General features: G+C 59.7%; 24 protein-coding genes and 1 pseudogene. 4 read left to right on the top strand and 21 right to left on the bottom strand.

Annotated elements, in window-relative coordinates; all coding sequences use genetic code 11:
• The first annotated feature begins 93 nt into the window (after positions 1-93).
• Positions 94-786 (top strand): FHA domain-containing protein, encoded by a 693-nt coding sequence (locus ACESLM_RS15570; protein ID WP_372632496.1) that lies wholly within the window; start codon positions 94-96, stop codon positions 784-786.
• Positions 787-936: 150 nt separating this feature from the next.
• On the opposite strand, the gene ACESLM_RS15565 is transcribed toward ACESLM_RS15570, so the two are convergent.
• The 7 genes and pseudogenes from ACESLM_RS15565 to ACESLM_RS15535 form a co-directional block, all read right to left on the bottom strand.
• Positions 937-1,809: a cation diffusion facilitator family transporter gene (locus tag ACESLM_RS15565; protein WP_372632495.1), complete on the bottom strand. Its 873-nt coding sequence runs from the start codon at positions 1,807-1,809 to the stop codon at positions 937-939.
• A 415-nt stretch (positions 1,810-2,224) separates the two neighbouring features.
• Positions 2,225-2,881, bottom strand: coding sequence for a bacillithiol biosynthesis deacetylase BshB2 (gene bshB2, locus ACESLM_RS15560; RefSeq protein ID WP_372632494.1), 657 nt, complete (start codon positions 2,879-2,881; stop codon positions 2,225-2,227).
• A 24-nt stretch (positions 2,882-2,905) separates the two neighbouring features.
• Positions 2,906-3,250: a YojF family protein gene (locus tag ACESLM_RS15555; RefSeq protein WP_372632493.1), complete on the bottom strand. Its 345-nt coding sequence runs from the start codon at positions 3,248-3,250 to the stop codon at positions 2,906-2,908.
• A gap of 65 nt (positions 3,251-3,315) precedes the next feature.
• Positions 3,316-4,989: an ABC1 kinase family protein gene (locus ACESLM_RS15550; RefSeq protein ID WP_372632492.1), complete on the bottom strand. Its 1,674-nt coding sequence runs from the start codon at positions 4,987-4,989 to the stop codon at positions 3,316-3,318.
• Positions 4,990-5,008: 19 nt separating this feature from the next.
• Positions 5,009-5,308, bottom strand: a complete 300-nt coding sequence (locus ACESLM_RS15545; RefSeq protein WP_372632491.1) for a phasin family protein — start codon at positions 5,306-5,308, stop codon at positions 5,009-5,011.
• A 214-nt stretch (positions 5,309-5,522) separates the two neighbouring features.
• Positions 5,523-7,147, bottom strand: a pseudogene (gene thrS / locus ACESLM_RS15540) (threonine--tRNA ligase); the annotation flags it as partial.
• A gap of 969 nt (positions 7,148-8,116) precedes the next feature.
• Positions 8,117-8,518 (bottom strand): GNAT family N-acetyltransferase, encoded by a 402-nt coding sequence (locus ACESLM_RS15535; protein ID WP_372632490.1) that lies wholly within the window; start codon positions 8,516-8,518, stop codon positions 8,117-8,119.
• A gap of 238 nt (positions 8,519-8,756) precedes the next feature.
• On the opposite strand from ACESLM_RS15535, the gene ACESLM_RS15530 reads away from it, so the two are divergent.
• Positions 8,757-9,461: a TioE family transcriptional regulator gene (locus tag ACESLM_RS15530; protein ID WP_372632489.1), complete on the top strand. Its 705-nt coding sequence runs from the start codon at positions 8,757-8,759 to the stop codon at positions 9,459-9,461.
• A gap of 51 nt (positions 9,462-9,512) precedes the next feature.
• On the opposite strand, the gene ACESLM_RS15525 is transcribed toward ACESLM_RS15530, so the two are convergent.
• The 8 genes from ACESLM_RS15525 to ACESLM_RS15490 all read right to left on the bottom strand — a co-directional run bounded on the left by ACESLM_RS15525 (position 9,513) and on the right by ACESLM_RS15490 (position 17,064).
• Positions 9,513-10,757 (bottom strand): MFS transporter, encoded by a 1,245-nt coding sequence (locus ACESLM_RS15525; RefSeq protein WP_372632488.1) that lies wholly within the window; start codon positions 10,755-10,757, stop codon positions 9,513-9,515.
• 260 nt (positions 10,758-11,017) lie between these two features.
• Positions 11,018-12,298, bottom strand: coding sequence for a hemolysin family protein (locus tag ACESLM_RS15520; RefSeq protein WP_372632487.1), 1,281 nt, complete (start codon positions 12,296-12,298; stop codon positions 11,018-11,020).
• A gap of 295 nt (positions 12,299-12,593) precedes the next feature.
• On the bottom strand, positions 12,594-13,130 hold the full coding sequence (locus tag ACESLM_RS15515; protein WP_372632485.1) for a TlpA family protein disulfide reductase: 537 nt from the start codon (positions 13,128-13,130) through the stop codon (positions 12,594-12,596).
• A complete protein-coding gene (locus ACESLM_RS15510) occupies positions 13,127-13,840 on the bottom strand; it encodes an ABC transporter ATP-binding protein (RefSeq protein ID WP_372632484.1) in 714 nt (237 codons plus the stop codon). Before ACESLM_RS15510 ends, ACESLM_RS15515 begins: the two co-directional genes overlap by 4 nt.
• Entirely contained in the window at positions 13,833-14,654 is an 822-nt protein-coding gene (locus tag ACESLM_RS15505) for an ABC transporter permease (RefSeq protein WP_372632483.1), read from the bottom strand. Before ACESLM_RS15505 ends, ACESLM_RS15510 begins: the two co-directional genes overlap by 8 nt.
• Before the next feature lie 3 nt (positions 14,655-14,657).
• Complete coding sequence (locus ACESLM_RS15500) at positions 14,658-15,221, bottom strand: nitrous oxide reductase accessory protein NosL (RefSeq protein ID WP_372632482.1); 564 nt, start codon at positions 15,219-15,221, stop codon at positions 14,658-14,660.
• Positions 15,218-16,672 (bottom strand): right-handed parallel beta-helix repeat-containing protein, encoded by a 1,455-nt coding sequence (locus ACESLM_RS15495; RefSeq protein WP_372632481.1) that lies wholly within the window; start codon positions 16,670-16,672, stop codon positions 15,218-15,220. Before ACESLM_RS15495 ends, ACESLM_RS15500 begins: the two co-directional genes overlap by 4 nt.
• Positions 16,669-17,064: a hypothetical protein gene (locus tag ACESLM_RS15490; protein ID WP_372632480.1), complete on the bottom strand. Its 396-nt coding sequence runs from the start codon at positions 17,062-17,064 to the stop codon at positions 16,669-16,671. Before ACESLM_RS15490 ends, ACESLM_RS15495 begins: the two co-directional genes overlap by 4 nt.
• 155 nt (positions 17,065-17,219) lie before the next feature.
• Between ACESLM_RS15490 and ACESLM_RS15485 the strand changes: the two genes are divergently transcribed.
• Positions 17,220-17,636 carry a FixH family protein gene (locus tag ACESLM_RS15485; RefSeq protein ID WP_372632479.1) on the top strand — a complete coding sequence of 139 codons (417 nt, stop codon included), beginning with the start codon at positions 17,220-17,222 and terminating at the stop codon, positions 17,634-17,636.
• 23 nt (positions 17,637-17,659) lie between these two features.
• On the opposite strand, the gene ACESLM_RS15480 is transcribed toward ACESLM_RS15485, so the two are convergent.
• From ACESLM_RS15480 to ACESLM_RS15470, 3 genes are all read right to left on the bottom strand, one after another.
• Positions 17,660-18,340, bottom strand: coding sequence for a sulfite exporter TauE/SafE family protein (locus ACESLM_RS15480; protein WP_372632478.1), 681 nt, complete (start codon positions 18,338-18,340; stop codon positions 17,660-17,662).
• On the bottom strand, positions 18,340-20,541 hold the full coding sequence (locus ACESLM_RS15475) for a heavy metal translocating P-type ATPase (RefSeq protein WP_372632477.1): 2,202 nt from the start codon (positions 20,539-20,541) through the stop codon (positions 18,340-18,342). Before ACESLM_RS15475 ends, ACESLM_RS15480 begins: the two co-directional genes overlap by 1 nt.
• 171 nt (positions 20,542-20,712) lie before the next feature.
• Entirely contained in the window at positions 20,713-21,564 is an 852-nt protein-coding gene (locus tag ACESLM_RS15470; protein WP_372632476.1) for a helix-turn-helix transcriptional regulator, read from the bottom strand.
• A gap of 167 nt (positions 21,565-21,731) precedes the next feature.
• Here ACESLM_RS15470 and fabF point away from each other — a divergent pair, with 167 nt between their 5' ends.
• Complete coding sequence (gene fabF / locus ACESLM_RS15465) at positions 21,732-22,973, top strand: beta-ketoacyl-ACP synthase II (RefSeq protein WP_372632475.1); 1,242 nt, start codon at positions 21,732-21,734, stop codon at positions 22,971-22,973.
• 65 nt (positions 22,974-23,038) lie between these two features.
• Here the strand turns inward: fabF and ACESLM_RS15460 are convergent, their stop codons facing one another.
• The 3 genes from ACESLM_RS15460 to ACESLM_RS15450 form a co-directional block, all read right to left on the bottom strand.
• Positions 23,039-23,554, bottom strand: a complete 516-nt coding sequence (locus ACESLM_RS15460) for a GNAT family N-acetyltransferase (protein WP_372632474.1) — start codon at positions 23,552-23,554, stop codon at positions 23,039-23,041.
• A 138-nt stretch (positions 23,555-23,692) separates the two neighbouring features.
• Entirely contained in the window at positions 23,693-24,835 is a 1,143-nt protein-coding gene (locus tag ACESLM_RS15455) for a serine hydrolase domain-containing protein (protein ID WP_372632473.1), read from the bottom strand.
• Between the two features lie 128 nt (positions 24,836-24,963).
• Positions 24,964-25,725 carry a spermidine synthase gene (locus ACESLM_RS15450; RefSeq protein WP_372632472.1) on the bottom strand — a complete coding sequence of 254 codons (762 nt, stop codon included), beginning with the start codon at positions 25,723-25,725 and terminating at the stop codon, positions 24,964-24,966.
• Positions 25,726-25,745 lie beyond the last annotated feature (20 nt).

Below are 25,745 nucleotides of genomic sequence, written 5' to 3'. Positions count from 1 at the left end.
GTTGCAATTTGGGGAATCTTGCCCCATAATTTTTCGTTATACGCGGTATAACCTTCTTCGGACTTATCTTAATTAGGAATGAGGTTAACGATAATGAAGCCCAACTCTTGCCTCGTAGTCATACGAGGATTCCCCTATGATGAAGGCTCGACGCTTCAGATCGCTCAGTCGAAAGTGATCATCGGCCGCAAGGACGTCGGCTGGGAGCCGGACATCGGCTTCGAGAACGCATACGTATCCCGCAAGCAAGCCGCGATACGCTGGGAGAGCGGCAGCTACTCCATTACCGATTTCGAGAGCAAACACGGAACGGAAGTGAATGGCGTCAGGCTTGCTCCGTTCTCGCCCCATCCGCTGCAATCGTCGGATACGATCTCCTTCGCCAAAGGGATGGTTATTCTGACCTTCTCTACGAGCATGTGGGAGGAAACGCTGGATTTCGGTCCGGCGTCCCAGTTGTCCCCCTCGGCCGCCGGTTACGAGCTGGACCCCGTCAGACGGCAGCTTCATCTTCGCGATCTGAGCTACGCCTTTTCCGATAAGGAATACAAATGTCTGGAATTGCTGCTGGCCAAAGAGCGCCAGTTCGTTCCCAAAGAAGACATCATCCGGTATGTATGGCCGGAACGCTCGGAGGACGACCAGCTTCCGCCGGCCAGCCCAGAGGAGCTCAACTCCCTGCTGTATCGGATTCGCCGGAAGACGAACGCCGCGCTCTCGATCGAGAACATCCGCGGTAAAGGTTACATCCTGACGCTGTCCGATATCGCCGCGAAAATGATATAGCGGATCGCGTCGAGTCTTTCAGTGTTATCCTATTGAATCCGCATCCTCTCTTCAATAGACGAACAGTCACAACCGAATGACAGAAAGATGACGGAATCGGCAATCGGGGCCGCCGGTTCCGCGCTATCCCCTTGTCCCGGCCGGGAGCTTCTAGCTTGCCTCGTAAGGCTCGATATGAATGTGAATATGCGAAATATTGTGATCGGTCTTCATTCTCTCTTCGATTTTCTCCGTTATCGCATGGCTCTCTATCACGTTTAAGTATTTGTTCACGTTAATGGTGACGTCGACGAGAACGTTGTTGCCGTGAACCCGCGCTTTAATATCTTTGACTCCTTTTACTCCGGGACTGTCGTAGATCGTCTTGCGAAGCTTGTTCAGCTCGGTCTCGTCGAAGCCGTCGGTCAGCGCGTGTGTGGCGTCTCTGAAAATGTGCCAAGCGGTCCGGCAGATGATAGCCGCGACGATGAGCGCCGTCACCGGGTCCAGCCAGGCAATTCCGAACTGCGAGCCGACGATTCCGGCGAACGCGCCTATGCTGACGAGCGCGTCGGACCGGTTGTCCTGAGAAGCCGCCATCAGCGCCTGGCTGTTAATGCGCTTGGCCAGCCGGGCGTTGTACCGGTAGACGAAGAACATGGCCGCCGCGGACAGCAGCGCCGTCCATCCCGAGATCATATCCGGCGATTCCAGGTTCGGCGCCGAAACTTTGGAGATCGCCTGGACGAACACCTGCACGCCCACCGCCATCATAATGAACGAAGCGACGAGCGCCGCCACCGTCTCCGCCCGAAAATGCCCGTATCGATGGTTGCGATCCGGCGGCTTGCGCGATATTTTCAAGCCGACGAGCACCGCGATCGAAGCGACGATATCCGTTGCGTTATTGAAACCGTCTGCCAGCAGCGCTTCCGAGCCCGATGCGTGGCCGACGGCGAGTTTTAACGTCGATAGAACGATGTAGGCGCAGATGCTTACCCAAGCGCCTTTCTCTCCCTGTTTAATGTCCTGATAAGCTTCCATGCGCGGTCCCCTCCTGACTCCAACGCTTTAAGCATACCGAACGAACTTCGTGTGGGTCTAGAGAAACAGTGTTGCAGCCGAACCCAAGAGTAGAGGGAGAACAATTAAGCTTTCCGCATCAAAATAAGTTGCCGTCAGGCAAGTCGAAGCCTGTCGGGCGCTTTCGGCCCCGATTATGCAAAGAAGAGGTTGTCCCGTAAGTAGGGGCGTACAAGATAATCGATGAAAAATGAAGGGCATCTATCTCCTGGAGACTGCCTCATACGGTCCTGAAATGACCCTGTCACGGGTCTTTCCATTCAAAATTTCAGGATCGTATAGCATCGGAAGGAGATAAATGCCCATTACCCTGCATCCATCGATAATCGTTCGGTACGCCTTTTTTACTTATGGGACATCCTCTATTTGTAGAAAATTAAGCAAACCGATAAGTCCAGAACCGTTCCGTGCCGAACCGCTGCCGGATTTCCTCGTCTCTCAGCTGGTTCTTGCCCAACAATTCAGCCGCTTGGAATTGCGAGCGGTGAGCCTGAATGGACGCCAGCTTCGAATCGAGAAACCGCGTTACGTCTACAACGATATCCGGCTTGCCGATCGCTTGCTCGTGATTGTTGGCGAACGCGATGCAGCGAACGGCCGGCCTGCGCGCCTCGGGAAGCCTCCCGATCGTGCGAACGACCGCGGCTCCGGTTGCGTCGTGATCGGGATGAACGCTGTAGCCCGGATAAAAGGTATAGACCAGCTCCGGCTGGAGCTCGTCCAGAAGCGCTTGGATTTTCCCGTCCAGCTGCTCCTGATCCTCGAATTCGATCGTCTTGTCGTGGAAGCCCAGCAGGCGCAAATCCTGAATGCCGATCGCCTCGCAAGACTTCTCCAGCTCCTTCTTCCGGACGGACGGCAGCGTGACGCGGTTGGCGAACGGCGGAATGCCCATATTCCTTCCCATCTCACCGAGCGTCAGACAGGCGTACGTGATCTGCGCTCCTTCGTCTACATGCTTGGCAAGCGCGCCCGACAGCCCGAACGCCTCATCGTCCGGGTGCGGCAATATGACCAATATACGGCGATTCATCTGCTCATTCCTCTCCATTTCCAATTAAAAAGGCTCCCGACCGAGCTGCAGCGCGACAACCAGCTTGCCCTGACTGTCGTGGCCGGCCAGAATGAGCCGTTCCTGTTCGGACTCTTCGTAATGGGTCAGCCCTTCCGAATATACCCAGCCTTGCGACGTCTTCAGACCGACGCGGTACGGGCCTTCCCCGGATATCGAGCCTTGGCTGTATTTGACGAACGCATTCGTAATAAAGGTCGCCGCCGGATGCTTCGAACTGTCGAAATGCGCCGCATAGGCGCCGCTCGTCATCTCCAGGTGGATGTAAAGCTCCTGGTCTCTGAGACGGTCAAGCCTCGTCTGTACGATTGATGGATCAATGAGTTGCATCTGTCTACCTCCGCTGAAGGTCAAGGATGAACTCATTTTAACATACTCGCGTCCTTGATCAACTATCAAAACCGTCCCGATCGGAAAATGGAGGAAATCAGCCAGATGAGCATGAAAAACGCGATGCCCAACCCGATCTCGATGACCGGAATGCGCCACAGCAGCGTTTTGGAATGGCTCAGCGCCGCGCCGACGATCAAGCCGAGCATGACGATGCTCAGCGACAGCAGCACAATGCTGAACGACAGTCGATTCCCGATGCGGTCCATCTTGGCCATAATGGCTTCGATCTGCGGCGTCGCGACCTCGATCCGCAGCTTTCCTTGGCTCAGCAGACGCGACGCGAGCTTCAGATTGGACGGCAGCTCGCCGAGCAGATCGACATAGTCGGGAATGTCCTCGGCCCAGCCGCTCAGCCAATTCCGCGGGTTCAGCCGCTCCAGGAACAGCTTTTTCCCGAATGGCTCGGCCACGTCGAAAATACTGAACGAAGGGTCAAGCGTAGTGACGACGCCCTCCATTGTCAGGAACGTTTTGCCGAGCAGCGTCAGCTCCTTGGGAATCGAAATGCGGTGCCGCAGCGCCACGGAAAACAGATCGTGAACCGCTTCTCCGAGGTGAAGCCGATGGAACGGAACTTGGTAGTACTTCTCCCTCAGCTCTTCGATATCGGACAGCAGCCGCTCCCGATCCGCCTCGTCGGGCACGGCGCCCATGCGGGAAATGGCGCGCAGCACGCCTTTGGAGCTCTGGTTGCGCAGCGCGATGACGAAGGAAGCGAAGCTTCTCTTCGTCTCCGGCGACAAGCGGCCCATCATCCCGAAATCGAGCCAGGCCAGCGTGCCGTCCGGCAGCGCCAGCACGTTGCCCGGATGCGGGTCCCCGTGAAAAAAACCATCGACCAGCGCCTGCTGGAAAATCATCCGCGCGTAGCGCTCCGCCAGTTCCTTCCTGTTAAGTCCGGCGCGGTCCAAGCGGCCGAGCTCGGACAGCTTGATCCCTTCGACGTAATCCATCGTCAGCACGCGGCTTGAACTGAATTCCCGGTGCACGGCCGGCACTCGCATCTTCTTCGCCCCTTGGTTCGCCTGTGCGAACCGCTCGGCATGCCTCGCTTCCTTGTCGAAATCCAGCTCGTCCCGCAGCGCGCGTCCCAGCTCCTCCACCACATCGGCCAACCGGTAGTTCCTCGCCCACTCCAACCGGCTCTCCGCAAGCCTGGCCCAATCCGCCAATATGCCGAGATCCGTTTCGATCAACCGCAGAATGTTCGGGCGCTGCACTTTGACGACGACGTCCCGGCCATCCTTCAGCCGGGCATGGTACACCTGCCCGATGGAAGCGGCCGCGATCGGCGTCTCGTACAAGCTCGAGAACAGCCGGTCCACGGAGTCCCCAAGCTCCTGCTCGATAATGGCCGACGCTTGCTCGTACGGGAACGCCGTCACCTGATCCTGAAGCCGTTCCAGCTCCCGCACGATATCCGCGGGAAGCAGATCGGGCCGCGAGCTGGCAATCTGCCCGAGCTTCACGAACGTCGGACCCAGCTCTTCCAGCAGCAAGCGAATGCGCTCGCCGAGGCTTTTGCCCTTGACGCCCCTTCGCTCCTCGCTGCGGAAAAACAGCAGCTTGTCGGTCAGCCCCATGTCGTGCGCCACGTAGCCCAGCCCGTTCCGGGCAAGCGCCGAAGCGATCGACCGATAGCGCCGCAGCCTTCGAATCCGTTGTCGCAGGTTCATCCTCCGTCCCCGCCTTCCGTTAACCCCCGGCCATCCGCTGCTCCAAGTCGCTCAGACGTTGTTCCAGGCGTTCGATATCCTCCTTCGTCGCCAAAGTGCCGTCCCCCAGCAGCGCATGAATGCGGGTTCGCACGAGCTCCTCCACCCGCCCTCTCGCCTCTTCCCCCTTGCGCACAAGCTCCTCCGTCAGCGAGCCCGACTCGGTCCGGCTTAGCTCCCCTTTTTTCACCAGCTCTTCGATCGTCCTTTCCACCTGCTCCTTGCCTGCTACGACCAATCCCAATCCCAGCGACATCGCTTTGCCGATTGCGTCCTTCATGCTCCCCGCTCCTTCGTTAAGGTTCGTTTAATTAACAGGTTGCGACAAAAGGAGCATTTTCATCCTTTTTGGAACCGAAGCCGGTACATCCCGGCTATAAAAATGCGGCTGCACCTCCTCGCTCCTCCCGCTTCCTCCGCCGTCAGATTTCCCTTCTCCCGACCTTGCCGCATAGGTCCGCCGCCAGGTCCGCCAAGCCGAATTGCTGCTGCCCCTGCCGGCCGTACATGCGGACCTGAACCGTGCCGGCAGCCCGCTCCGCGTCTCCGACGACCGCGACATACGGGATTTTCATAAGCTGCGCCTCTCGGACGCGATAGCCGAGCTTCTCGTTCCGGCAGTCCGTCTCCGCCCGTATTCCCGCTTCCTTCAGCATGCGGCACGCTTCCTCTGCATACGCCCCGTGACTGTCCGCTACCGGAATGATCATCGCTTGCACGGGAGCCAGCCACGCCGGAAACGCTCCGGCATAGTGCTCGATCAGAATCCCCATAAACCGGTCGATCGACCCGTATACGGCACGGTGAATAACGATCGGCACGCGCTTCTCGTTCCTCTCGTCCACGTACGCAAGACCGAACTTCTCCGGCATCTGAAAATCCAGTTGAACCGTCGCGCATTGATGGCTACGATTCAGAGCGTCCTTGATGTGGAAATCGATCTTCGGACCGTAGAACGCACCGTCTCCCGGGTTGATCCGATAGGGAAGGCCGCTGTTCTCCAGCACCCTGGCCAGCGCCGCCTCGGCTTCGGCCCATTGTTTGTCGCTGCCCATGGAATCGTCCGGCCGCGTCGACAGTTCCAGGCTGTACTCGAAGCCGAACAGGCCGTACATCTCCTGAATCATCGCGATCGCCCGCCCGATCTCCGACTCGATCTGATCGGGACGGGCGAAAATATGCGCGTCGTCCTGACAAAACGTACGAACCCGGAACAAGCCGTTCAACGCTCCGCTGTATTCGTGGCGATGCACCTGTCCGAATTCGGCCAGCCGGATCGGCAGATCCCGGTACGAACGCAGCCGGCTCTTGTAGATCAGCATGTGCCCCGGACAATTCATCGGCTTAACGGCGAATTGATGACCGTCCAGCTCGGAGAAATACATATTGTCCCGATAATGCTCCCAATGCCCCGACTGCTCCCACATTTGCCTGTTCATGATAAGCGGCGTACGGACTTCCTCGTATTCGTATTTTCGCAAAAACTCCCTCGACAGGTTCTCCAGCTCCTGCCGTACGACCGCCCCCTTCGGCAAGTAGAACGGCATGCCCGGAGCCTCCTCCGAGAAATGAATGAGCTCGAGCTGCTTGCCCAGCTTGCGATGGTCGCGCCGCGAAGCCTCCTCCTGCCAGACGAGAAACTGCTTCAGCTCCGATTCGTTCGCGAACGCCGCTCCGTAGACGCGCTGCAGCATCGGATTGCCGCTGTCCCCTCTCCAGTAAGCTCCCGCCACGCTAAGCAGCTTGAACACCGGGCGTCCATCCCGGCTTCTCGCGCGCAGCCGTCCGGGTATACATCGGCAAACTCTCCCCTCCAGAATACCGGCACCGGATCCAGTTCCGCTTCCTCCCGCAGCCATTCCGCCTTCCAGCTTTCCCCTCTTGCTTCGAACAGCTCTGCCGCCTCCGCCCTTGGTATCCATTCCAGCTTCGCCCGAGCCCCGTTAGCCGCCAGCTTCCGCATCTCCTCCTCGACGGCGGCCAGGTCCGATTCCGCGAACAGGCCCGGCACCTCGAAATCGTAGTAGAACCCTTGCTCCGATACCGCCCCGACTCCCAGCTTGACTCCTTCGAACTTCCTTTGCACCGCTTGTGCCAACAGCATGGCGGCGCTTGCTCTTGCTTGCTCTTGTTTGGAATTGCACATCGTCCAGCATCTCCTTTTTTATTTTGCGTATGAACTAAAAAACGCCCCCGTCCGCAAAGGGACGAGCGCGCTCGTGGTTCCACCCAAATTCAATCCGCCCCATGCCCTCGGCACGTCCGGCGAATCCTCGGCGCTCTGTAACGGGAGCTCCCGTCGACGCATACTCCTGCCCCGCATCGCTCGCGGCGCAATTTCCGAATCGCAGCTACAAGGGGGTAACCGCATGCTTCTCTCCGAAGGGGGTCTCAGCCCGCGCCCCCTCTCTCTGTACGGTTTCCGCAAACGCTCATGTCCTTGATCCAAGCCGTTATGAAAATAAAAAAGCGCCGTCCGCAAAGGGACGAGCGCGCTCGTGGTTCCACCCAAATTCAATCCGCCCCATGCTATCGGCACGTTCGCGAATCCTCGGCGCTCTGTAACGGGAGCTCCCGTCGACTCATACTCCTGCCCCGCATCGCTCGGCGCAATTTCCGAATCGCAGCTACAAGGGGGTAAACGCACGCCTCTCTCCGAAGGGGGTTTCAGCCATGCCCCCTCTCTCTGGGCGGTATCCGCACGCGCTCATGTCCTTGATCGTCGCTTGAACTTTGAAACCCATCTTAGGGGAAAACCATCCGCCTGTCAAGCTTCATCCTCGCCCAATTCTTTCACCCCGTGCCGCATGTTCCTCCTTCCTCGCCTTCAGCCTTGCGGACCTGCTCTCTATCTCCATTTCGCGCTGCCTGAGTAATGTGCAGATACCCGGTACTTTTTTTAAGAAATCTTCATTTTTTTCGGTGTTCTCTCCCAAGACCTCCGTCAATAGCTCCATTTCACCCACGCCCGCCTCCAGCCTTAGCGCCATCTCACGCCATCTCAATCCTGCACCTATCTGCACTTTACTCAGGTGTCATGAAACAGAGGTATAAAACGGCTATCCATCAACCGCCGGCGGGAACCGAATTAAAGCTTTCTGCTCATTCCGTAGAAGTTCGGGTACATCAGTGCGAAGCCATGCTTCGCATACAGTTTCATCTCCTCCAGGTCGGAGATGACGACGAGATTGGCGTCTTGCTCCGCATTGCGGTCGACGTAATCTATCAGCTCTTCCATCAGCTCATGCACGACAGAACGATCCCGACAATCCGAGCGAACGACAATATCCACGATCTGGAAATGATAAACTCCGTCTCCGATTACCCTGCCCGTTCCCAACAGCTTGTTCCGTTCGTCTCTCGCACAGGCAACGAACAACGAATGGCGAAGAGCCCTTTCGACGGCGGACGGACTTTGCGGGCTCAGACCCGCTTCAGCTCTTAAAACCGCAACTTCTTCAGCTCCCGGCAGTTCATGAATGATCGGCAACTTAAATCCCTTCTTTCCGGTGAATGGCTTGCACAATCTTACTTTACTACATTCATGCAAGTGCTAAAGTTCCCGCTCCGTCCCGCCTCCTCCGCTCCGCTCGGCTGACAAACATTGTCACCCTTCTTTAAGCTTTCACTTCTAACTCTCAGTACCTTCGGACGATTGCGAAGCCGGAAACCTTTTGCTATAGTAGAGCAGCCAAAACAAGCTCTTCACCTGAAGGAGAGGGATATTCATGGGGTCCTACAAGCCAATCGAAATCGCCAGACAGCTTCATATCAGCACGAGCGCGCTGCGCCATTACGAGTCCTGGGGAGTCGTCCCCGCGCCCGAGCGAGCGCCCAACGGTTACCGATTGTATACGGACGTGCATCTCGCCTACTTCCGCTGCTTACGCGCCATGTTCCCCGGCTTCGGGGTTAAAACGACCTGCGACGTCCTTGTCATGATCCAAGGAGGGCGAACCGACGAGGCCTTCTGGACGGTCAACAAGGAACAGGCCCTTCTTCAGCAGGAGAAGCAGGCGGCCGATAAGACGCTGGAGCTGCTGCATCCCCTTGAATCGGCTCCGGCCATCCATCCGAAAGCCAAGAAGAGCATGACGATCGGAGAAGTCGCCCGGCAAGCCGGAGTAGCCACATCCGCAATCCGGCACTGGGAGAAGGAGGGGCTGCTCACCCCGGATCGTGATCCGGACAACGGATACCGCGTCTTTACTCCCCAGCACCTGCGAAAAATTTTGCTCATTCGCACGCTTCGAAGCACGATCTACTTCCTGAAAAGCATGAAAGAAATCGTACACGCGCTGGATCATCATAGCCTGGAGCATGCCAAAAAGGTCACGGAAGAAGCCCTGCGAAGCATCGACGACCGCAACCGCAGCCAGCTGCAGGGCATTCATCGGTTGATCGAGCTGTGCGGAACGCTGAAGCTGCTGTAAGACGAAAAAAGGCCTTCCGCCGCATGAATCGGGGGAAGACCTTCCGGAACATTACGCTATATTTTGTTTGTCCGCGGAAACGTCGCTTTGCCGGCCTCGAGCCCGGGCGAACACCGCGAGAATCGGAACAAGCAGCGCGGCGGAAGCGAGCAGCGACGCCCTTACGGACAGGCGGCTGCCGATCCAGCCGACGAACGGCCCGCCTCCGGTCTGACCGAGCGCATCCGACTGGCTCAGCATGGACAGCACGGTAGCCCGCGAACGGCTCTCGATGTTCAGGTTCAGCCATGTGTCGTAGACCGGTCCGGTCAGCGCCATGACGACCTCGATCAGCAGCACGGCGGCCAGCGCGTACGCGAAGTTCGGAGACAAGGCCAGTCCCGCTATGCCCAACACCCGCGCGGCGGTCAGGACGATCAGGCTTCGGCGGGCGAATCTCTCGCCGATCTTATCCAGCCGCTTCTCCGCCGCCCAGACCGCCGCCAGACTCAGCAGCGTCGACGCGAGCGCGATCAAGCCGAACCAGGTGGCCATATTGAATCCGCTGGCGGCGGGAAAGCCGATATCGCCGATAATGAAAGCCTGCCACAACCGGTCGTAGCCTTCCGAAGCCGCCCCGCTGAACAGGGTGACAATCAGGATCATCAGCAAGATCCGGCTGCCTCTGACCGTCCGCGCACCGGTCACCCATGTCGCCTTCATGCTACGAAAATGAGAGAACCTTCCCTCCGTTTTCTCCGGTCTCGTGAAGTTCGTCTCCTTCATATAAACAATCAGAAACGCGCCCAAAGCCAAGTACATCAAGCCCCCGGCAATGTAGGGCAAGTTGTAGCCGATCGTGGAAATCGCCACGCTGAGCCCGATGCCCAGCAGCGTTCCGATCAAGCCGACTCTCTTCGCCTTCAAGAAGACGCGGCCGGCGCGCTCCTCTCCCACCTCATCGACCATCCAGGCGGAATCGGCGCCGCTGACGAACGTGAACCCGATACCGAAGACAACCTGCGCCATAAGCAGCCATACGAACGCCGACATCGCAGTGCTGCCGTCTCCCAGCCACATCGCGCTTCCTTCCAGCACGAATCCGGCTCCGAGCACGAACATGCCGACGATGACGGACGCTTTTCGACTATACGTATCCGCCACGACTCCCGTCACGCCTTCGAACAGCAACACCGTGACTTCCAGCACCATCCCCACCAGCAGAAGCTGGAGAGGATTAAACCCTAGCGCAACGACCTGATAGATCGCATAGGTCGTAAACATCGTCGCGTTAGCCAGCGACGTCATAAAACCCATAAACATATAAATCCGTGATACGTCCAATTCCTTCAAAACGTCGAATCCGCCTCTCTATTTTCGGCAGATCAACGCGTTCGTCATACCCGTGCCGACAATGACAATCGTCTAACGCGATGAGATCGCGCGTTGTCTACCGCTTGCTCGTCTCTTTCTTGTCGTTGGCTTCCGTCCGAGCGATTGTCTGGTTTTTTTGCATATTTTTACACCTCCGAGTGAATTGATCCTATTATACACGATAATCGAATAGCCGCCTATCTCTAGACCTGCCGGATCTCCACTTTGCGAATGCGGTGCTTGTCCCTCTCCCGCACGGTAAAGCGCAGCTCCCCGTAAATCCATTCCCCGCCCTTGGCCAAATCCGGCTGCCTGTTGTACAGCCAGCCCCCGATCGTATCGACGCCGTCCTGCTCAAGCGAGGCGCCGAACAGCAAATTAATCTCGTCGATCGGCGTTAATCCGTCGAACAAGTAGTGGCCGGAGCCCAACTGCTCGATCGGCTTTTTCTCGTCGTTATCGAATTCGTCGCGGATTTCCCCTACGATTTCTTCCAAAATATCCTCGATCGTCACTAGCCCGGAAGTGCCTCCGTACTCGTCGAGCAGAATGGCCAGATGAACTTGCTCCTCCTGCATTCGGAGCAGAAGCGACTTGACCGGAATCGCCTCCGGTACGGTCATCACGGGATGAATATGCTTCCGGAAATCGAATTCCGGATCGTTGTCGTATTTCAGGAACAGCCTCTTCGTATTAATAAATCCGACGATATGGTCCTTGTTCTCCCTGGCTACAGGGAAGCGCGTGTACTGCTCCTTCCTTACGACCGATATCAGTTCTTCCAGGGTCATGTCCTCGTACAGGCAGACCATATCGGTGCGGGGAACCATGATTTCTTTGGCCATCATTTCGTCGAATTGGAAAATCCGGTTTACGTAACCGTATTCGGTATTGTTGATTTTCCCGCTCTCGTAGCTCTCCGACAAAATAATGCGGATTTCCTCTTCCGAGTGCGCCTCCTCATGCTCGCTGGCCGGCTTCATTCCGAACACTCTGACGAGCGCGTTCGCCGAGCCGTTCAAGACCCAAATAAACGGATACATGATTTTGTAGAAAATAATGATCATCGGAGCGGTAAACACCGAGATCGCTTCCGCTTTGTGGATAGCCATCGTCTTCGGCGCCAGCTCTCCCAGCACGACGTGCAGGAACGTAATCGATACGAAGGCGATGCCGAACGACAGAATGTGGCCGGCCTTCTCTCCGATTGCCAGTTGCTCGAATAACGGGTACAGCATCTTCTCGACCGTCGGCTCGCCGAGCCAGCCGAGTCCCAGCGCGGTAATCGTAATGCCGAGCTGACAGGCGGACAAATAACCGTCCAGATTGTTCGTCACCTTCTGAACCGCCAGCGCATTTTTTCTCCCCTCTATCACCATCTGATCGACGCGGCTGGGGCGAAGCTTAATGACGGCAAATTCGGTAGCTACGAAAAAAGCGGTTAAAACGATAAGAATGGCGACGAGAAACAAATTGAGTATCAATTCAGTCTTCCTTTCAAATGATTATCTTAATTCATACGGGGAAGAGCCGCGGACGTCACATTTATTTTGGAAAACACGGGCTGAACGACCGGATTTCTTATAGGTTATCCACCAAATCGTCATATTACCCCTATTGACAACGGACAGCCAAGGCGCTTCTCCACGAATGTAATTTCGCCTGCATGAACCGGCATGCTACAATGGGTCACCTATTATTTCGATCTATCGAATGAGGGATGAGCATGGACATGATTAGCGCGATTATTCGCTTCGACTCCATTACTTCGAGAAGAAATTACTTCGAGGATCGGATAAGCGAGTACATTTGCTCCGCATCGGTCAGCTGTCCGACGCCCGCATGGCTGATGCGCCCTTCCGCGTCGATCGCGAACGTGGCGGGAAGCGCGGATACGCGGTAACGCTCGGCCGCTTTCCCGGCTGCGTCGATCAGCACCGGGAACGATATGCCGTGCTCCGCCAAAAACTCGTTCACCGTTCCTTTCGTATCGCCGACGTTGATAGAGATCAGCTTGAACCGATCGGAGGCGCTGCGGTACACTTCGTCGATCAGAGGCATCTCCTTCACGCACGGCTGGCACCACGACGCCCAGAAATTGACGACGACCGGCAGTCCCCGCATCTGATGCAAGTCCACCTGCGCCCCGGACGTATCCACGCCTTCGATCGGCGGAGCCTCCATACCTGCCGACAGTCCGCCCTTGCCCTCGGAATCCGAACGAAAAGCGGGGAAAGCAATGGCCAGTACGGCGGCCAGCGCCAGCAGCCCGATAATCCCGGTCAGAGGTCCCCGGTACGTCGATTCCCGCTTCATCCGAGCGCCTCCCGAAACGCCGCGTGCAAAGGATGCTTTCCGTGAAGCTGCCGGTACGATTCAACCGAGCCTTCTCCGCATTTGCGGCCGTCGATCAGGAAGACGACCCGATCCGCGATCTCCTCGGCCGTCTGCAACTGGTGCGTGCTGAAGACGACCGCGTGGCCGCGCCGTTTCAGCTCGCCCAGCAGGCGCACGAACTCGTCCATCCAGTAAGGGTCCAAGCCGTTGGTCGGCTCGTCCATCAGCAGCAGCGGCGGTTCGGCCAGAATCGCCTGAGCGAACAGCAGGCGCTGCCGCATCCCTTTGGAGAACGTTTGCACCTTGCCGCTCCGCTTCTGCTCCAACCCGACCAGCTCCAGCGCTTCCAGCACGCGTTCTTTGCCGACGCCCCGAAGCGCCGCCCAGAAGCTCAACGCCTCCATCGCCGTCAGTCCCGGGCTGAACGAATAATCGTCCGGCATATATCCGAGCTGCTTGGCGTACTGCGAGCGGTCGCGGGTCCAGTCCCAGCCGTTCACGCGGACGCTGCCGCCGCTGGGCCGCATAATGCCGGCGATCATTCGGAGAATCGTGCTCTTGCCCGCGCCGTTGCCTCCGCACAGAGCCAACACTTCTCCCTTGCCCAACTTTACGTCGATCGACTCGACCAAAACCTGCTTCTTGATCGTCTTGGAAATGCCGTCCGCGACGAGCAGCGGTTCAGCCATGCTGTCGCCTCCTCTCCCAAATCCAGCATACAAGCGCTCCGGACAAGCCGAGCATCGCCGCGCAACCTCCCAGGAAGACGAGCGTTCCGGCCGAGCCTTGCACCCATTGCACCCAATCGTAGTACTCCGGACCGAGCACCGCGCCTCCGCCGAGCTTGACGACGACGAACAGACGGACGAGCTCGGCCGGATTGAAGAACGTCAGAAAGACGAGCGCCGGCTTGATCCAGACGTAGGGCAGACTTCCCAGCAGCGCGATCAGAATCGTCGACCAGCCGATCACGAGGAAGAACCAGAGCGCGACGCTGATCGTCATCGCCTGCCACCGGTTGCGGGACAACGAGCCGACGATCATCGCGACCGCCAGGAACAAAAGTACGAGCCCGGCGGAGAAAGCGAGAAACAGCAGATACGTTTGCAGCGCGAAGCCGGCTCCGGCGGCCAGACCGACCGCCCCCATCAAACCGTAGCCGAAGGCGACGATCGTCAGCAGCACGACCGACAAGCCCGCGTATTTGCCCGCGATGTAGGAAACCGTGCCGAGCGGATACGTCGAGAGCAGCTGCCAGCTCCCTTCTTCCTTCTCCGCCGTCAGCGAGAACGATCCGAGAAACAGCGTCATCAGCGGCAGCAAATACAGAATCAAGCTGATCATCGAGCCGGTCGTTCCGGAGTAGCCGTCCACGACGCCTCTGGCGTTCATGAGCAGCAGGCTCAAGCTGAAGACGGAAAACAACGCCATGAAGGAGTAGGACCACGGGTTGCGGAACCCGATCCGGATTTCTCGCGCGGCGACTTGCAGCATGTCCGCCATCGGTTACATCCCCGCGTGCTGCGTCGATTCCGTCTTCTCTTCTCCTTCGCCGTGCCCGTCCATGCCGCCTTCGGCCTCGTGACCGTGCTCCATGTCCATCTCCATGCCTTGCTTATTTTGCGCCCAGGAATGGCCGGCCAACTCCTTCGCGCTCATCAGCTGTCCGACGCCTTGCTCGGCGATGAACGCCTCGGCCGACTTCTTGTCCTTGAAGCTGACGATCCCGTAAGCCATCGGCGTGCGGAGAGAAGCGTCGTACACGTAGGTCGCCGACGCGAACTCGATCCATTCCTTGTCGTTGTAATCCCGTACGTAATCCATGCCGATGTTATCCGTGCCGTTTTTGCTCTTCCATTCGTTCATGCAGCCGATGTCGTCGAATTTGTACGTTTTGCCGTCTTTCGTCGTCAGCTGCGTCGCGTAGGCGTCGTCCTTGACCTGCATTTTGCAGATCGCGCAGACGTCGACGTCTTCGTTGATCGGCACCGCCTCGTATTTCTTCCCTCCACAGCCCGCGAGCAACGCGACGGCCAGAACCAGCACACTAATCATCATCCGTTTTTTCATTTCCTTACCCCCAAGTAGATGGTTAAAATCGCTCCGAGCGCAAGCGCCGCGCCGATCGCCCCGACGGCGGCTTCGCCTCCGTCCCGCGGTTTTCCGTTCGATGCTTCCGTTAGAGCCCCCGTGTCCTTCGGCATATTCATCAGCGGCGCGGAATCGAAGGACCATTCGCCCGCGTCGGCTGTAAACAGACCGCTGAGGAACGTCATGCCCGGCGATTGAAAAAACAACTGATACGCAGGCGTACGATCGGCCGCCCGTTCGAAAAACGGGTTGATGGCATAGCGCAGGTCGCTGAGTCCGTCCCCGTCCTTGTCCAGCGCCTGAGCGGCGTCCCAATAGTTGTGGGCGAGCCGATTGCCGGCGCTGTCCGTCGCCTGCGCTTCGATGACGTTGGCGAGAAAGACGTTGCCCGAGAAGGCGTTATCGGACGACTCCAGAAACTGAACGCCGACGAAGTTTCTCAGCACGTCGTTGTCTTCCAGCCGATTGTTCGAGGAAAGCTCCATGTAGATGCCGACCCGGTTGCCTTCGAACGTGTTGCGCTCGATCCGCGAAGTCTGGACGTCGAACAGAAGAAGGCCTTGGGAATGGACGTTCTCGCTCTGCTTGCGGAACGAATTGTCCGTCACGACGGCGTCCCTGACGCCCATCACCATCGCTCCGGTCACGTTGAACTTTCCTTCGTTGCCTTTGATCAATGTGCCATCGGTGTACATGCAGTGAATGCCGTACCGCGACCGGTAGATCCGGTTCGCTTCGATAACCGCGCGATGGCTCTTCTCCAAGTAAATGCCGTCCTTCATGCCATGGACTTCGTTGTCTCTGATCGCCGCATCGTGCGAATCGTAGAGGTCGATGCCGTTGCCGGTGCGCGCCGCCGGACCCGAGGCGGAGCCGGCCGTGTCCGCCGCCGGGTAGACGGCATTGCCGGCGACCGTCGCCCTATGGGCATCGCGAAGCGAGATGCCGAGGCCGGACGACTCGATCGTCGTCCGCTCGACGACGACATCGTCCGCTTCCACGGCGATGGCGGCAACATCGTTCGTTCCGTCGCTGACGATCTTGATCCCGCGCACCGTCGTCTGGTCCGCTCGGACGGTCAGGACGGTCTTCCCCTCCGTGCCATACACCGTCGCTCCTTCCTCTCCCCGGATCGTCAGCGGCTTGTCGACGACCGCGGGGCCGGAATAGCTTCCCGCCGGGAGCACGATTTCGCTGCCCGGCTTGGCCGCGTCGACGATCGGCTGCAGCGCGGTCGCCGCCAGCGAAGGCTCCGCAGCGGCCGTCCCGGACGAGCCGACCGCCGCAAGCGTCAGCCCGGCGAGCAGCAGCCTGCCTACAGCTCCCCGCAGGCCTCGCCACCCGCCTGAGCTGCCTTGTTCTCCCGGATAGCCTTGTCTCTTCCGACGGCGCGGTCTTTCCGTGCCCGCCTTTCGAGTCAGGAAACTCATGGCCCCACTTCCACCGGTTTTTTCTTCGTAATGTGCAGTTCGCCGTTATAGATGTGGATGTACACGTCGTAAGCCGCGCTCTCAGCAAACTTGTAGCCGGCGAAGTACGTTCCCCCGCTCTCCCGCTCGACGTTCTCCAGCAGCTCGGGCAAACCGCTGTGGTCCGCTTTGCGGATCTCGTACTGCACGATCGTGTTTTTCTCGTCCACCAGTCCCGTCACGGTCGCGATCAGCTTGACGTCCGCTCCCGCTTGCGCTTGCGCCGGGTCCGTCCTGAGCTCCACTTTCACGTCTCTTGGATCTTGATCTCCAGGCTTCGCGGACGAGCACGCGGACAAGCCCATCGCCGCCAGCACGACCAACACCAGCAATCCACGTCTCTTTTTGGTCATCCGGATCGCTCCTATCCTGTCGAATACTTCCTCCCTATTCTAGCCCGATATCCGAACGTTGACATAACTCGTTAGGGCTACATCCGTTGACATAATTGTGACAACTGCGCATAAGCGTGAATAAAGAACGAACGGACTGAGAAGGAAGGGGTAAAATGTCCAAAAAGCTCATCGCCTTGGCCTGTTCCGTCGGCTTGCTGATCGTCGGGGGCTGCGGGCGGATAAGCGGGGGAAGCGCCGGAGGAGAAGGAACGGACACTTCGGCAAGCGGTTCGACGCTGCGGCTGGAGGTCCGATCCGAACGAAGCGGAGCGGCGGTCATGGAGGAAAACGTCATTCGGCTGACGCTGCGGGATGAAGAAGGAAACCCGGTCGAGCAGGCCAGCATCGAAGCCTACCTCGTCATGCCGGGCATGTTCTGCGGGAGAATTCCGGCGGAGGCGCGGGCAGTCTCGCCGGGCCAATACGAGCTGCTGGCGATCCCCGTGATGGCGGGCAAGTGGGAAGCGGAAATCGCCGTCTCCTCGGACGGCGATTCGGTGAGGGCGGCCCATCCCTTTAAGGCCATATAGTTAATGTCGTTAATCGTCAATTGTCACCAGAGCCACGGATGCACGCTAGGAATCCAGCCGTTGGCGGCCATTCCTTTGAGGATCGCCAGTGCCCCCATCGTATAGGCCAGAGCGGTTCCGGCGACTCGCATCGCCCTCTTGCGGCCTCTGCCCAGCTTGCCGGAGAACAGCGCAAGCAGGACGAACACCGGCAAAGTTGCCCATCCGAATGCGAGCAGCAGCGCCGCCCCCTCCGCCCAGGCCCCGGAAGCGGCGGCGTTCATCAGCATCGCGTAGGTTAAGCCGCACGGAAGAAAACCGAGCAGCAGGCCCGAGGCGTAAGTTCCCAGCCACCGGTCTCCCCGTTGGCCCGCCGCATGCATCCGGTTCGCCTTCTTGCCGAACGGGGCCAAGCCGTGCGGGAAAGGCAGCGTATACCGCCAGTACGTCCAGGCGATGATCAGCGCCCCGCCGGCCATGCTCGCGATGCTTTGCAGGCCGACGAACGTTCCGGCCGCGTTCAGGAAAGAGCCGGCCAGCCCCATGAACGCGCCCGCGACGGCGTACGTCGTAATTCTGCCCGCATGGTAGGCAGCCGCGGCTTTCAGCGGATTCCCGGGCGCATTCAGCGCGAACGAGGACGTAATGCCGCCGCACATGATCAGGCAATGCGGCGCGCCCATCAGTCCGGCTGCGGCCGCGAGCAGCAGGCTCTGCGCGAACATCACGCGCGCCCTCCGAAGCTCGCCGAGCGCTGGAGCCGCAGCGCGTTGGCGACGACGAGCAGCGAGCTCGCGGCCATCCCCGCGCAGGCGATCCGCGGGTCGAGATAGCCGAGCGCGGCAAGCGGCACGGCCGCCGTATTGTAAGCGATCGCGAAGCCGATGTTTTGGCGGATGTTCCGCAAGGCCGCCCTGCTGATGGAGATCGCGTCCGCAAGGCCCGACAGCCGGTCGCGCGTCAGCACGACGTCGCCGGTCTGCATCGCGGCACCCGCCCCGCCGCCCATCGCGACTCCGATGTCCGCCGTCGTGAGCGCGGCCGCGTCATTGTTGCCGTCGCCGACGAAGGCGACGACTTTGCCGCCGCGGCGCGCCTCCTCGACGATCGCCGCCTTGCGATCCGGCGAACACGCGGCCCGGACGTCGCCGATGCCCGCTTGGCGGGCGATCGCGTTCGCGGGCTCCGGCTGGTCGCCGGTTACCATGCCGAGAGAAGCTGTCGCTCCCAGCCGGCGCACGACTTCCGGCGCCTCGTCCCGGAGCGCGTCGGCGAACGTGAACGCGCCTTCGAAGCGGCCGTCGATCATCGCGTACAGCACCGTCTCGCCCGGTCTGGCCGCCCCATGCTTCGGAGCCGCCGGGCGTTCGAGCTTGCGCTCGCCCTCCAGCGTCCATGCGGGATGGCCGATGCGGACATGCCGGTCTTCCGCCCGCCCTTCTACCCCTCCGCCAGGCACTTCCCGCACGTCCGACGCGCCTGGAACAAGCACGCGCAGACGTTCCGCCTCCCGGACGATCGCCTGGGCGAGCGGATGCGCGGAATTCCGCTCGACGGCGGCGGCCATTTTCAGCAGATAGGCGTTCGGATGACGAACGGAGCGCACCGAGATCAGCCGCGGCTTGCCTTCGGTCAGCGTGCCGGTTTTGTCGAACAAAATCCGGTCCGCCTTCGCCAGCGTCTCCATCGCGCTCCCGTGCTTGAACAGAATACCCCGTTTGGCGGCTTGCGCCGTGGCGATCACGATCGATACCGGCGCCGCAAGGCCAAGCGCGCACGGGCAGGCGATGAGCAGCACGGCCAGCGCGTACCGGATCGCCTCGTCCGATGACGAAGCGCCGCCCGCCCAGGCCCAGCCCGCATACGTCGCCGTCGCGCACAGCGCCATGACCGGCACGAACACCGCGGCCGCCCTGTCCACCTTGCGCGCGATCGTCGGTTTAAGACTCTGCGCCTCCTCCACCATCGCGATCATGCGCGACAATCGCGTCTCCCCGGCGTCGCACTCTGCCCGAATCCGCAAGGAGCCGTTCAGGCAGCGCGTTCCGCTATAGGCGTAGTCGCCCGCCTGCCTCAGAGCGGGGACGCTCTCTCCCGTCAGCAGCGACTCGTCGATCTCGGCCGCGCCCGAAGCGATGCGCCCGTCGGTCGAAATCCATTCCCCGGCCGCCACGACGACCTGCTCTCCCCGGCGCAGCTCGCTTGCCGGAATCCATTCCTCCCCCTGGTCCCGGACGACGCGCACGAAACGGATTTGCAAGCCGTACAGCTCGTTCAGGTCCTTGAGCGCCCGCCCCTTGGCTTTGGCCTCCAACAGCTTCCCGAGCAGAACGACGGTCAAGATCATCGCGATCGCGTCGAAATAGAGCTGGTCGTGCGAGACCGTCCCCGGGTAACGCATCAGCTTGTAATGACTGTAAAAGTAAGCGACGGAAGTGCTCAGCACGACAAGCGTGTCCATATTGGAGCTTCTTTGCTTTAACGCTTGGTAAGCGCCTCTGTAGAAGGAGTAGCCCACGTAAAATTGCAGCACCGTCGCGAGTCCCCATTGCAAATAAGGCTGGAAGAGCAGTTCGGGTATCCATACGAAAGACGATATGAACGGAAGATGGGCAAACATCGCCCAGAAAAGAGGAAGCGACACGGCAACGGCGACTAGCAGCTTGCCCCGGAGGAGACGTACTTCCGCTTCGTGCGCCTTCTGGGGGGAATCGACATGCTCCGCGGCGCCGTAGCCGAGCTGCTCGATTTTCCGCCGGATATCCGCCTCGCTCGTCACCGCGGGATCGTACTGTAAGAACGCTTGCGCCGTTGCCATGTTGACGGTCGCGCTGCGAACGCCGCCCATCCGGCCAAGCCCTTTCTCGATGCGGGCCGAGCATGCGGCGCACGTCATTCCCGTCACTTGTAAACGCAGCGTATCCATGCGGCATCCCATCCTGTCGGAAGATTCGGCGGCTTCGCCTGTCCTTCTCTACCCTATGAGGTTGCGCAACGATTCAGAATTGGGACGTGATTATCGATGAGGGAGCGTTGTGTACTTCTCTCTTCTTCGATAATCTTGCACGACTCTGCTTGCGGGGCATCCCGGCTCCCGTTACTCCCCGGCGGTCGCTCCGCCTCCGATCAGTCGCTTCAGCTTGTTTTCGGTCGTCGATTCCGGAGCCGGCGTGTAGATGCTGCATCGCAGGTCGACGCTGCCCTGAACCTGCAGCGACGTCAGGTGGAACAGCATCTTGCCGACTTTGGCGTGCCGGAACTCGATCAGCACCTCCGGGGCGGACTGGACTTCGCTGTCCTCCCACAGCGCTTCGAATTCGGGATGTGCCGCCTTCATTTCTCCAAGAAAACGGTCGTACCAATGATCTTCGACGTACTGTCCGTAATAAGCGCGGAAGATGGCCAGAAAACCTTTCGTAAAATGCTCCCAGTTCACGGCGAGCCTGCGCAGCTCCTTCCTGGCGAACAGCAGCCGGATCATGTTGCGCTCTTCGGGCGGAATCCGCTCGAAGTCGAGGAAAACATGAGCAGCGGCTTCGTTCCAGCCGACGATCGCATGCCGCCTGTCCGTTATAATCGTCGGGCAGTAGGTCAGCTCTTGCAATATCCGCCTGAGCGACGGGCTGATCTCAGGCAGTTCCTCCTTCAGCGCCGTTGCCGGAGCCGATTCCAGCGCCAGGGAATACAAGTACTTGCGCTCGTCCACGCTAAGCTGCAGCGCCGACGCGATGCACTCCAGCACGGAGGCCGACACGCGAATATCCCTTCCTTGCTCCAACCACGTATACCAGGTCAGGCTGACTCCCGCCAGCTGGGCGACCTCCTCCCTGCGCAGTCCCGGCGTTCTTCTCCGGCTTCCCGTGCCGAACCCCGCCGATTCCGGCGAGATCTTCGCCCTTTTCGCCTTAAGAAAGGCCGACAAAGCGAGCAACCTCGCTTCATGATTCATCGCTCATTCCCCCCGGTTCGCTATGCGATATAATCTTACCGCGGTAACTGTAATCTCGATACCCGTTATCGTAGTATTCATTATACGAGTATAAATGACAACTTGTAATAGGATATGTGAAATGAGATGCTGGACGTACTTCGTAACGAACAAGGAGTGGAGTCGGCATGGAACAAGTCGTCATTACCGGAATGGGCGTCATTTCGCCGCTGGGCAATTCGGTGGAAAGCTTCTGGGAACGGTTGGCCCGCGGGGAATCCGGGGTGTCCCGCATCGAAGCGTTCGACACCGCCCGGTTCAAGACCAAGATCGCGGGATCGGTTCGCGGCTTCGACGCGGAAGCGCTGTTCGGGCGCAAGGAGGCGCGACGGATGGACCGCTTCTGCCAGTTCGCGATGGCCGCGGCCGGCGAGGCATGGGAGGATGCGGGGCTGCATTCGGGGCAGATCGACGGGGAACGGCTCGGCGTCTACGTAGGCTCCGGAGTAGGCGGATTGCAGACGCTGCTGGACCAGGCCGCGGTGCTGCGCGACCGCGGCCCGGAACGAATCAGCCCTACGCTCGTGCCAATGATCATCTCCAACATGGCCGCGGCCCTGATCAGCATGAAGTTCGGCGCGCTCGGCCCGACCGTGTCGCCGGTGACAGCCTGCTCGATCGGCAATACGTCGATCGGAGAAGCGTTCCGGCTTATCCGCGGCGGAGGCGCCGACGTTGTCATCGCCGGCGGAGCGGAAGCGGCCCTGACCGACATCGCGCTCGCCAGCTTCGGCAACGCGACCGCCCTCTCCTCGCGCAACGACGAACCGGCCCGGGCCAGCCGCCCGTTCGACGCGGACAGAGACGGCTTCGTCATGGCCGAGGGAGCGGGCATCGTCATTCTGGAATCGTTGACACATGCAAGGAAGCGCGGCGCACGGATTTATGCCGAAGTGCTCGGCTACGGCGCCAGCTCGGACGCGTACCATATGGTGGCGACGCATCCCGAAGGCGACGGGGCTTACCGGGCGATGAGAGCGGCGCTTGCGGAAGCCGATCTGCGGCCGGAACAGGTCGACGTCATCAGCGCCCACGCGACGAGCACGGAGATCGGAGACCGCTCGGAGACGCTGGCGATCAAGCGGCTGTTCGGCGAGCAAGCCTACCGCGTTCCGGTGACCGCGAACAAATCGATGACCGGCCATCTGCTCGGAGCTTCCAGCGCGGTCGAGGCGATCGCGCTCGTCAAGAGCCTGGAGATCGGCCTCATTCCGCCGACGATCAACTACGAGACGCCCGATCCCGATTGCGATCTGGACTGCGTGCCGAACGAAGCCAGACGGGCCGAGCTGAGCGTCGGTCTCTCCAACTCGTTCGGCTTCGGCGGCCATAACGCCGTCATCGCCCTCAAGAAGCATGCCGGTTCGTAACGGCAACGACAATAAACGTCGGAAAGCGGTCCCGGGAATCCGGGCGCTCTCCGACGTTATTCAGGTTACTTCCATTCTTCGGCCAGGACGGCGTAGACGTATTCGTCCCACCATACGCCGCCGCCCCTCGGGATGCACTGCTTGAACAAGCCCTCCCGCCGCATTCCGAGCTTCTCCATGACCCGGCTCGACGGCGCGTTCTCGGGCTGGCACGTCGCGATGACGCGATGCAGCCTCAATTCCTCGAAGCCGAACCGCAGCGCGGCCCGCGCCGCTTCCGTCGCAAGACCCCGGCGCTGCAAGCCGGGCGCCGTCACCCATCCGATCTCGTAGGTGTGATCCCCGAACCAGGGATGGAAGACGAGATGTCCCGCGAGCCTTCCCCCGTCCTTCAGCTCCATCGCGAAGTTGCGGGCTTCCGGCCCTTCGTTGTCGCGAACGAAACGTTTGGCCGCCGCTTCGTCGAACACTCCTTCCGGCATATAAAACATCGTCTCTTCGTCCGAAGCATACCCCAGCACTTCCAGCCAATCCGCCGGCTCGAAGGGGCGCACGATCAATCTATCCGTTGCAATGCGCATATCCGTTCACTCGCCTTTCGTCGTTTGTCGCATTCGTTGCCGCTTCACCACGACAAAGGCGGAAAGGCGCGCCCGGTCAACCGATTGGCTGCATTTCTAAAACCGAATCCCCTCCCTTCCATAGCGAACGCAAAATTTTCAAATCAGGCTGGACCAGATGATCTGCCGCGTGCCGAGAACCGACCGCGGAACCCAGGAATGCACCGACGGCACCAGCAGAACGACGACCATGTTCTCCGCGGGATCGACGAACAGTCCGATCCGACCCGCGCCTTCCAGCTGATAGGTGCCTTGCGATTCATAGGAGGCCGAGTGAATCGCCAAGTCGAAGCCGAGCGCGTGGCCCTTGTCTTTGATCTGGCCGCCCCAGTGATAAGCGGGCACCTGGAACAGCTGTCTGCGCGTGAGAAGCTCGACCGACTTGCGCCCGAGAATTCTCCGGCCTTCGAACGTGCCTCCGTTCAGCAGCATCTGGCCGAATTTCCACAGGTCGTACAGCGTCGAATGCAGGCCGCTGGCCGCTCGGGGAATGCCCTGCGAATAGTCGGCCGGACGGTCGAGCGAATCGGCGTCGTATTGATCGACGACGCATACTTGGGAGCGCAGCTCCGCCGGAACGTCGAACCAGGTGCGCTCCAGGCCGAGCGGCTGCGCGATCCGGTTCATCACGTAATCCTCGAACGGCTCGCCGGATACGCGGGATACGATTTCTCCGAGCAGCGCGTAACCGGTCGACGTGTAGTTGTAAGCTTCGCCGGGCTTGCACGTGGGCAGCCCCGTCAACGCCTGGACGATCCAGCTCTTGGAGCTTCCGGGATCGTACCAGCCGCGCGGATACGGCTCATTGTAGTAGCCCGGAACCGGCTGAATGCCGGAAGTATGCGTAAGCAGGTGAAACAGCGAGATATCCCGGTGGGTGCCGTTGTTGAATTCTTCGAGCACCGCCGCGACCGGCTGATCCAGGTCCAGCTTGCCGTCCTCGATCAGCTTGACGACGGCGACCGTCGTAAAAGCCTTCGTCAGCGAGCTCAGCTTCCGGATCGAATCGGGCAGCAAGTCCCCTTCGCCCGTCACCCCGTTTAATCGTCCTGCCGTCGACCATGCGGCGATCTTGCCGTTGCGCGCCACCAAGTGGCCGCCTCCCTGAAGCAAGCCCTGCCCGATCAGTTCCTCGTAATGCGCGTCCAGCTTGCGCAACTGCCTCGAATCGAGCCCTACCTCTTCCGGTGCCGCATGCACGGCCCCCTCCTGCTTAATCCATCCCGCTGGCGTCGACTCCATCTTCATCCCCCGTATCCCTCTATAAGTTGAAAACAATGGAAACATTGTATCCAATCCGGATAGAGGCGGTCTACGACCCGCGGCGCATTGGGTGGCTAATTATCACAAATCGTGCGAAAGTATCACGTTCACCCGGCCAAGCCGTCCCGGATGACTTGCCCTTCCGCCAATTCGACTTCGGCGAGGCCGGCCCCCGCGTCCCCGAATTCGGCTGCGGCGTCGCTGGCGCAGAAGATCATGTTCCGCCTGTCCCGATTCCGTTCCGCGGGGAGCGAATAACAGCGCACGTCGGCGAACGCCCGCCGAAGAGTCGTGCCGATCGCTTCCGTCAGCCTGTCGTCTCGCGGCCTTCCCATCATGTTCATAACGAGCGCTCCTTCCGGGCGGAGCTTATCGGCAGCAAGCCGAAAAAACTGCTCCGTCGTAAAATGCGCAGGCGTGCCCTTGCTCGTAAAAGCGTCCAGAACAATATAATCCAGGGACCGGGCAGGCTCCTCCCCGAGCAGACGGCGCCCGTCTCCGATCGCGACGTTGTCGTCCCCGTAATCGAAGTAACGTTTGCTCAGCTCCACGACCATCTCGTCGATCTCCGCCACCTTGACCGTTTTGCAGCGAAAATACCCCGCAATCGAACCGATGCCGTGCCCGATCACGAACAGACTCCGGAACGAGGGATCGCGACGCTCCAGCAAGCGAACGAGCGCTTGCTGGTAGCCCAGCACGATGCGCTGCCGGTTTCTTAAATCCATTGCTCCTTGCACATCTTCGTCGGCGAAGCGCATGCATCTGAACTTGCCCGTCTCCCCGTCCAATTGCGTCGTTTCATAGATTGCAATGTCGTTGTGCGGAGATCTGACTTCCGCTATAGGCTGCATCATACCGTAATCCATCGAACGGACGTCACCGCCAT

Origin of the sequence: Cohnella sp. (genome assembly GCF_041641335.1) — a bacterium.
In the GTDB taxonomy this organism is placed as follows: Bacteria; Bacillota; Bacilli; order Paenibacillales; family Paenibacillaceae; genus Cohnella.
The sequence above is the reverse complement of the archived record's forward strand: the minus strand, read 5'-3'. Positions and strand labels throughout refer to the sequence as shown.